Below are 5,918 nucleotides of genomic sequence, written 5' to 3' on the forward strand. Positions count from 1 at the left end.
AATATATAGTTACCCATGTTTCAAAAATCAAAAAAAAGGATAAATACCTATATAATCATCATGAACCCATCCTTTTTCACTAAATATCAACAATTCTAAATTTATATGAAGGGTTTTTACGATAATTGGAGAACTTAATTAGATTCAAGTCTTTTTAAGGAGGGGTCTAATATGGCTTTGACTACAACTGCCATGGTGGCTTTATGTCTTGTTACATTAGCATTTTTCGTATATTTATCATTTGCTGATTAAGAATAAATAAATACCTACGAAAAATCTCCTTGTCATTTAACTACAATGACAAGGTTTTCTTTTCACATAAAGTCGTTACCCTTTGGCAGATAAAGGACTGAATACTGGAGGAATCGCTTTGGAAAATATCAATGAATACATTAAAGATAATGATAATAAGAGGGAAACCGCAACAGGAAAAGCTGGAATGGTCGTTACCGCTCATCCCGTAGCTACTTCCATTGGGGAAAAAATATTACGTGAAGGCGGAAATGCGGTTGATGCGGCGGTTGCCATCCAATTTGCACTCAATATTGTAGAACCTATGATGACCGGTATCGGCGGCAGTGGCTTCCTTATGGTATATAATGCAAAAGATAAGAAAACAAAAATATTCGATGGCCATGTAAGAGCACCTAAAGCCGCTCATCCAAACATGTTTCTTGATGAAAACGAGGAAGTCATCCCATTTAAAAAGCGTTCGATCAACGCTACAGCTGTTGGCGTTCCTGGAATACTGAAGGCAATGGATGAAGCTCTCACTGCGTACGGAAGCAAGACTTTAGCTGACCTCATCGAGCCTTCCATTGAATTTGCTGAAAAAGGAGTTCCTGTTAACTGGGTATTTTGTGACGCCCTTGAAAATTTTGAATACCGCTTAGGTGATGAAGCTCGTAAATTCTTCATTCCCAACGGTAAACCATATAAAGCAGGCGACTTGATGATAAAAGAAAAATTGGCGAATACCTATCGAATATTACAACGAGAAGGTATTTCCGCTTTTTATGACGGTGAAATCGGAGAAGGCATCATTTCCTGTATACAGGAACTTGGAGGTTTCATGGAGCTTTCTGATTTACGGGATTATAAAGCAACCATTGATGAACCCATGTATGGGACGTATAAGGATTATGAAATTGCTTCATCGATGGCCCCAAGTGCTGGAGGATTCACGGTCATCCAAATCCTGAAAATATTGGAGAGCTTCCATATTGAAAAATATGACGTCCATTCTTGGGAAAAATATTACCTAATTGCAGAAGCGATGCGTCTGGCATTTACAGACAAAAAGGCATTTCTTGCGGATCCCGAATTTGCCAAATTACCATTGACAGGTCTTATGCATGATGAATATATAGCTAAACGCCGCTCATTCATTAATTTCAAAGCAAGGAATAATGCCATTGACTTCGGTAATCCTTGGATCTATGATTCCGTGACACAAAGGGAAGTCATCCCACAACCCAATGACGAAGATATTAGTGAAACGACACATTTCACAGTCCGTGATAGATGGGGGAATATCGCAGCATGTACGTCCACCGTGGAACATCCATTCGGCTCGGGCATCATGGTTTCCGACTATGGTTTCATGCTGAATAACGAACTGACCGATTTCGATTCCATACCAGGGGGAATGAATGAAGTGGAGCCAAACAAACGTCCTGTCAGCTGTAAAAGCCCGACCATCATCTTTAAAGATGGCGAGCCCATTTTGACACTTGGATCACCAGGAGGACCAACGATCATCAGTTCAGTCGTTCAAACGATCATTAATGTACTCGATTTAAAAATGGACCTGAAAGCAGCCATTGAAGAGCCTAGGATTTTCACTCCAATGGGCCCTCATATCGAATGGGAAGCAGGAATGGATATGACTAGCAAAGGTCACTTGGAATCAATGGGCTTCGCCTTTAACGATAACCCCCACTCTATAGGGAATGTTCAGGCTATTCAAATCAACCCTGACGGCTCAAACTATGGCGCTGCCGATTCAAGCCGAGAAGGCTGTGCCATTGGTCTAAACGAGACAGATTATAAATCTTGATTACTAATGGAAATGAAGCCAAAATGAAATTTGGATGTTTTTCTCTTTAGCACGTCGAATCCAAATTCCTCAAAGCGGGAGCTGCGAAAATGGTCTTTCAACACGACTCTTTTTCGCGCAACCCGCTTGGCTTCGTTTATTATTTCCATCGATAAATCCTTACATTCTGCAAAATGAGTCAACCCCTTGATTCCATTCGATTCAGAAATCGTTTCCTCAAACATGGGATCGAAATATACGACATCAAAATGATTTTCCGGTAATGTTTTCAATAATTCGTAATGATCCGCTTGAATGACCTCTATTCTTCTCATCGCGGAAATCATTTTTTCTTCTGCATCCGCCCATGTCTTCAGCCCATGTTCCACAAGCAAAGCCAAATATGGATTTCCTTCCAATGCTACAACCTGTCCCTGTTGACCCGCAGCGAAACTAGCGACAATCGCATCAGAGCCCAAGCCCAAGGTGCAATCAAGCACAGAACTGCCTTCATTTATATCTCCGGCAACAACAAAAGGATCACTTTCCCCGCGAAGGATTCTTTTTAATCGGACCATTGCAAGGTTCGGGTGAAAAAAGAATGGTTCATTCTCCTGGTACCGATATAGTTCCATCCGTTTTTTCCCAAAAACGAGGCAATCATCTTCATCATTATCCGATTGGAGATCTCTCACCGACCGTTTTCTTCGGGCTATAAAGGGGATATGTAATTCTTCTGCTAACCTTTCGGCTAATATCTTCGTTTCATTATCGGCTCTTCCTACTGTAGTGACAAACATGATCCTACCCCTTCATACGCTTTTAAATTTGAAAAGAATGCCCCGTTTCCAGGACATTCCGCTTCATCACTTATTTACTTGACTGAATGCTGCCAATAAATTATCCATAATGGCTTCCATTGGCTGTCCTTCTATATCATGACGAGGAATGAAATGTACGACCTCTTTGCCCTTTAAGAGAGCCATGGATGGTGAAGAAGGTTCTATTCCATCGAAGTATTCACGCATTTTAGCTGTCGCTTCCTTATCTTGACCGGCAAATACCGTTACAATATGATTCGGCTTACCCTCTTCCGCTTGGAGTACAGCTTGAGTAGCAGCTGGACGGGCTAACCCGGCAGCACAGCCACAAACGGAATTTACAACCACAAGCGTCGTACCTTCTACGGATTCCATAAAGTTTTCAACCGCTTCAGCGGATTCCAACTCCTCAAAACCTGCTTGCACCAGTTCCGCACGCATTGGTTTCACCATTTGTTTCATATATTCATCATATGCCATTGACATTAAAAAACCCCCTTGGTTACAATTCTTCAATTAGTATAATCATACTATATTCTTACGTACATATGCAAAAATGACGCTTGGAGCAATGTAAATTTGTTGTTACACCTAGAGTCAATTAAACCCATCTTATAACTGCCAAGGAAACAATGTGAGAATACTTTCATTCAGCCACCATGTTCGTTTGAAAATCGGCTTCTTTCTTAAATAAAAAAGTGCAACAAGAGAAATACAATCCGTATTAAGACCATAACAAGGGTAAATTAACTAAAAGGATTATAAGAGGTGTAATATGAAAGAATTTGTTCTGGTACTGTTCATTATCGCAATTAATGTTATTCAGCCATCGTATTCAAAGGCAGAAACGATCCCTTGTAGTATGGTTTTGGAACCAATTGATAAAAAACTTACAAATGCAATGGGTACGGCGCTAGTTTATAAAGTGCAGTTACGTCCACCAAGTTTTGCACGAACGAATATAAGCATACTTGGAGTACATCTTCCACAACCATCATCCTACGGAAATTACGATAGCTATGAAGGACTTGCTAACATACCAGGTGTGATTAGTTGGCGATTTCTGCTCTATCCTTCCCCGGAAGAAAATGGTCCTACTTGGGCTGGAAGATTTGATGAAATTACAGCGAAAGTGGAAAATGCAGAAGTGCAGATACGTCTTTCTAATTCGAAGACTGAAAAATCAGGACCCATTATATTAAGAGGAAATACCAAAGATTGTAAGAAGTGATTAGCTAGCTTGTACGTTAACATCAGAAGAGGGCCTCTTGCAGAGACCCTCTTCTGATGATTCCTATAGAAACAAGCTTTTAGAACATATAGCCGAAATTAAACTTTCATTACTCCTCCCGAACTTGCATTCGTTACAAGTTTGGAATAGCGGGCTAAATAGCCTGTTTTTACTTTTGATTCGAAGCCTTTCCAATTTGCCTTGCGTTTTTCGAATTCTTCATCGGAAATTTCCAATTGGATTGTACGATTATTCAAATCCAACTCGATAATATCTCCATTTTCCACAAAAGCGATTGGGCCTCCCTCAGCTGCTTCGGGAGAAATATGACCAATACTGATGCCTCGGGATGCACCTGAGAAGCGGCCATCTGTGATCAAACCGACTTTCGCTCCAAGTCCCCTCCCGACGATTTGGGATGTGGGTGCCAACATTTCCGGCATCCCCGGCCCCCCTTTAGGTCCTTCGTAACGAATGACCACTACATTTCCTTCCTTCACCTTGCCAGTAATGATTCCGGAAAGCGCATCTTCTTGGGATTCGAAGCAAATTGCTGGACCTCTGTGGTAGCCACCAACTGATTCATCAACGGCTCCCACTTTTATGATCGAGCCTTGAGGGGCGAGATTACCAAACAATACCGCAAGACCCCCACGCTCAGAATGAGGATTATCTAAAGTATGGATAACATCCGTGTCCAAGATTTCACAACCGGCAACATTTTCGGCAAGAGTTTTACCTGAAACAGAAAGGCAGTCACCGTTAAAGGCACCTGGTTTTTTAAGTAACTCGTTAATGACTGCACTTACACCACCGGCGTTATGTACATCCTCGATATGATAATCGGATGCAGGTGCAATTTTCGCTAGATGAGGTACGCGGTTAGCTATTTCATTAATGCGTTCCATTGGATATTCAAAACCAGCTTCATGTGCCAGTGCAAGTGTATGCAAAACAGTGTTAGTCGATCCGCCCATCGCCATATCCAATGCAAATGCGTTATCAATTGCATCAATCGTCACGATATCACGAGGCTTAATATCCTGTTTGATAATCTCCATCAATTGTTTAGCGGATTTCCTAACGAATTCTTTACGTTCTTCAGCTACCGCCAAAATCGTACCATTTCCCGGAAGCGCAAGTCCTAAGCCTTCAGCCAGACAGTTCATGGAGTTTGCAGTGAACATTCCTGAACAAGATCCGCAAGTAGGACATGCAACTTGCTCGATTTCCTGTAAATCTTCTTCGTTGATATTACCCGCTTGATAAGCGCCCACCCCTTCAAAAACAGAGGTTAATGAAAGAGATTTACCGTTTTTGTCTTTACCTGCCTTCATAGGTCCGCCACTTACGAATATTGTAGGAATATTGACACGAAGAGCAGCCATCATCATTCCTGGCGTTATTTTGTCACAGTTTGGAATGCAGACCATCCCGTCAAACCAATGTGCAGATACAACAGTTTCCACGGAATCTGCAATGATTTCACGGCTAGGTAATGAATAGCGCATGCCGATATGACCCATTGCAATTCCATCGTCTACCCCGATTGTATTAAATTCAAAAGGAACACCGCCTGCTTCGCGTATTGCTTCCTTCACTATTTTTCCGAATTCCTGAAGATGAACATGACCTGGAACGATATCGATGTAAGAATTACAAACCGCGATGAACGGTTTACCAAAATCTTCTTCTTTAACGCCTGCCGCACGCAATAGACTTCTGTGCGGAGCACGGTCGACTCCTTTTGTAATCATGTCACTTCTCATATTTGATGTAGACATTTGTTGTACCCCCAATTTCAACTAAATGATTGATAATTTAATAT

At 41.5% G+C, this 5,918-nt stretch carries 5 protein-coding genes; 2 read left to right on the plus strand and 3 right to left on the minus strand.

The window, feature by feature from the left end:
• Positions 1-370 precede the first annotated feature (370 nt).
• On the plus strand, positions 371-2,059 hold the full coding sequence (gene ggt, locus ACFWE9_RS25510; RefSeq protein ID WP_377359447.1) for a gamma-glutamyltransferase: 1,689 nt from the start codon (positions 371-373) through the stop codon (positions 2,057-2,059).
• Here the strand turns inward: ggt and ACFWE9_RS25515 are convergent.
• Both ACFWE9_RS25515 and ACFWE9_RS25520 read right to left on the minus strand, forming a co-directional pair.
• The gene (locus ACFWE9_RS25515) at positions 2,047-2,838 is read right to left on the minus strand and encodes a class I SAM-dependent methyltransferase (RefSeq protein WP_377359449.1); all 792 of its coding nucleotides are present in this window, start codon (positions 2,836-2,838) and stop codon (positions 2,047-2,049) included. The genes ggt and ACFWE9_RS25515 overlap by 13 nt on opposite strands.
• Positions 2,839-2,904: 66 nt before the next feature.
• On the minus strand, positions 2,905-3,345 hold the full coding sequence (locus ACFWE9_RS25520) for a BrxA/BrxB family bacilliredoxin (protein WP_230160276.1): 441 nt from the start codon (positions 3,343-3,345) through the stop codon (positions 2,905-2,907).
• Between the two features lie 289 nt (positions 3,346-3,634).
• Between ACFWE9_RS25520 and ACFWE9_RS25525 the strand changes: the two genes are divergently transcribed.
• On the plus strand, positions 3,635-4,090 hold the full coding sequence (locus ACFWE9_RS25525; protein ID WP_377359451.1) for a YoqH family protein: 456 nt from the start codon (positions 3,635-3,637) through the stop codon (positions 4,088-4,090).
• A 98-nt stretch (positions 4,091-4,188) separates the two neighbouring features.
• On the opposite strand, the gene ilvD is transcribed toward ACFWE9_RS25525, so the two are convergent.
• Complete coding sequence (gene ilvD, locus ACFWE9_RS25530; protein WP_230160272.1) at positions 4,189-5,874, minus strand: dihydroxy-acid dehydratase; 1,686 nt, start codon at positions 5,872-5,874, stop codon at positions 4,189-4,191.
• Positions 5,875-5,918 lie beyond the last annotated feature (44 nt).

The sequence above is a fragment of the Peribacillus sp. NPDC060253 genome (assembly GCF_042727425.1).
Classification (GTDB): Bacteria; Bacillota; Bacilli; order Bacillales; family DSM-1321; genus Peribacillus.

Bases quoted from the DNA above. Each gene is read 5' to 3' on its own strand.
- ACFWE9_RS25515 (WP_377359449.1), bottom strand. From the start codon at position 2,838: ATGTTTGTCACTACAGTAGGAAGAGCCGATAATGAAACGAAGATATTA.
- ACFWE9_RS25520 (WP_230160276.1), bottom strand. From the start codon at position 3,345: ATGTCAATGGCATATGATGAATATATGAAACAAATGGTGAAACCAATG.
- ACFWE9_RS25525 (WP_377359451.1), top strand. From the start codon at position 3,635: ATGAAAGAATTTGTTCTGGTACTGTTCATTATCGCAATTAATGTTATT.
- ilvD (WP_230160272.1), bottom strand. From the start codon at position 5,874: ATGTCTACATCAAATATGAGAAGTGACATGATTACAAAAGGAGTCGAC.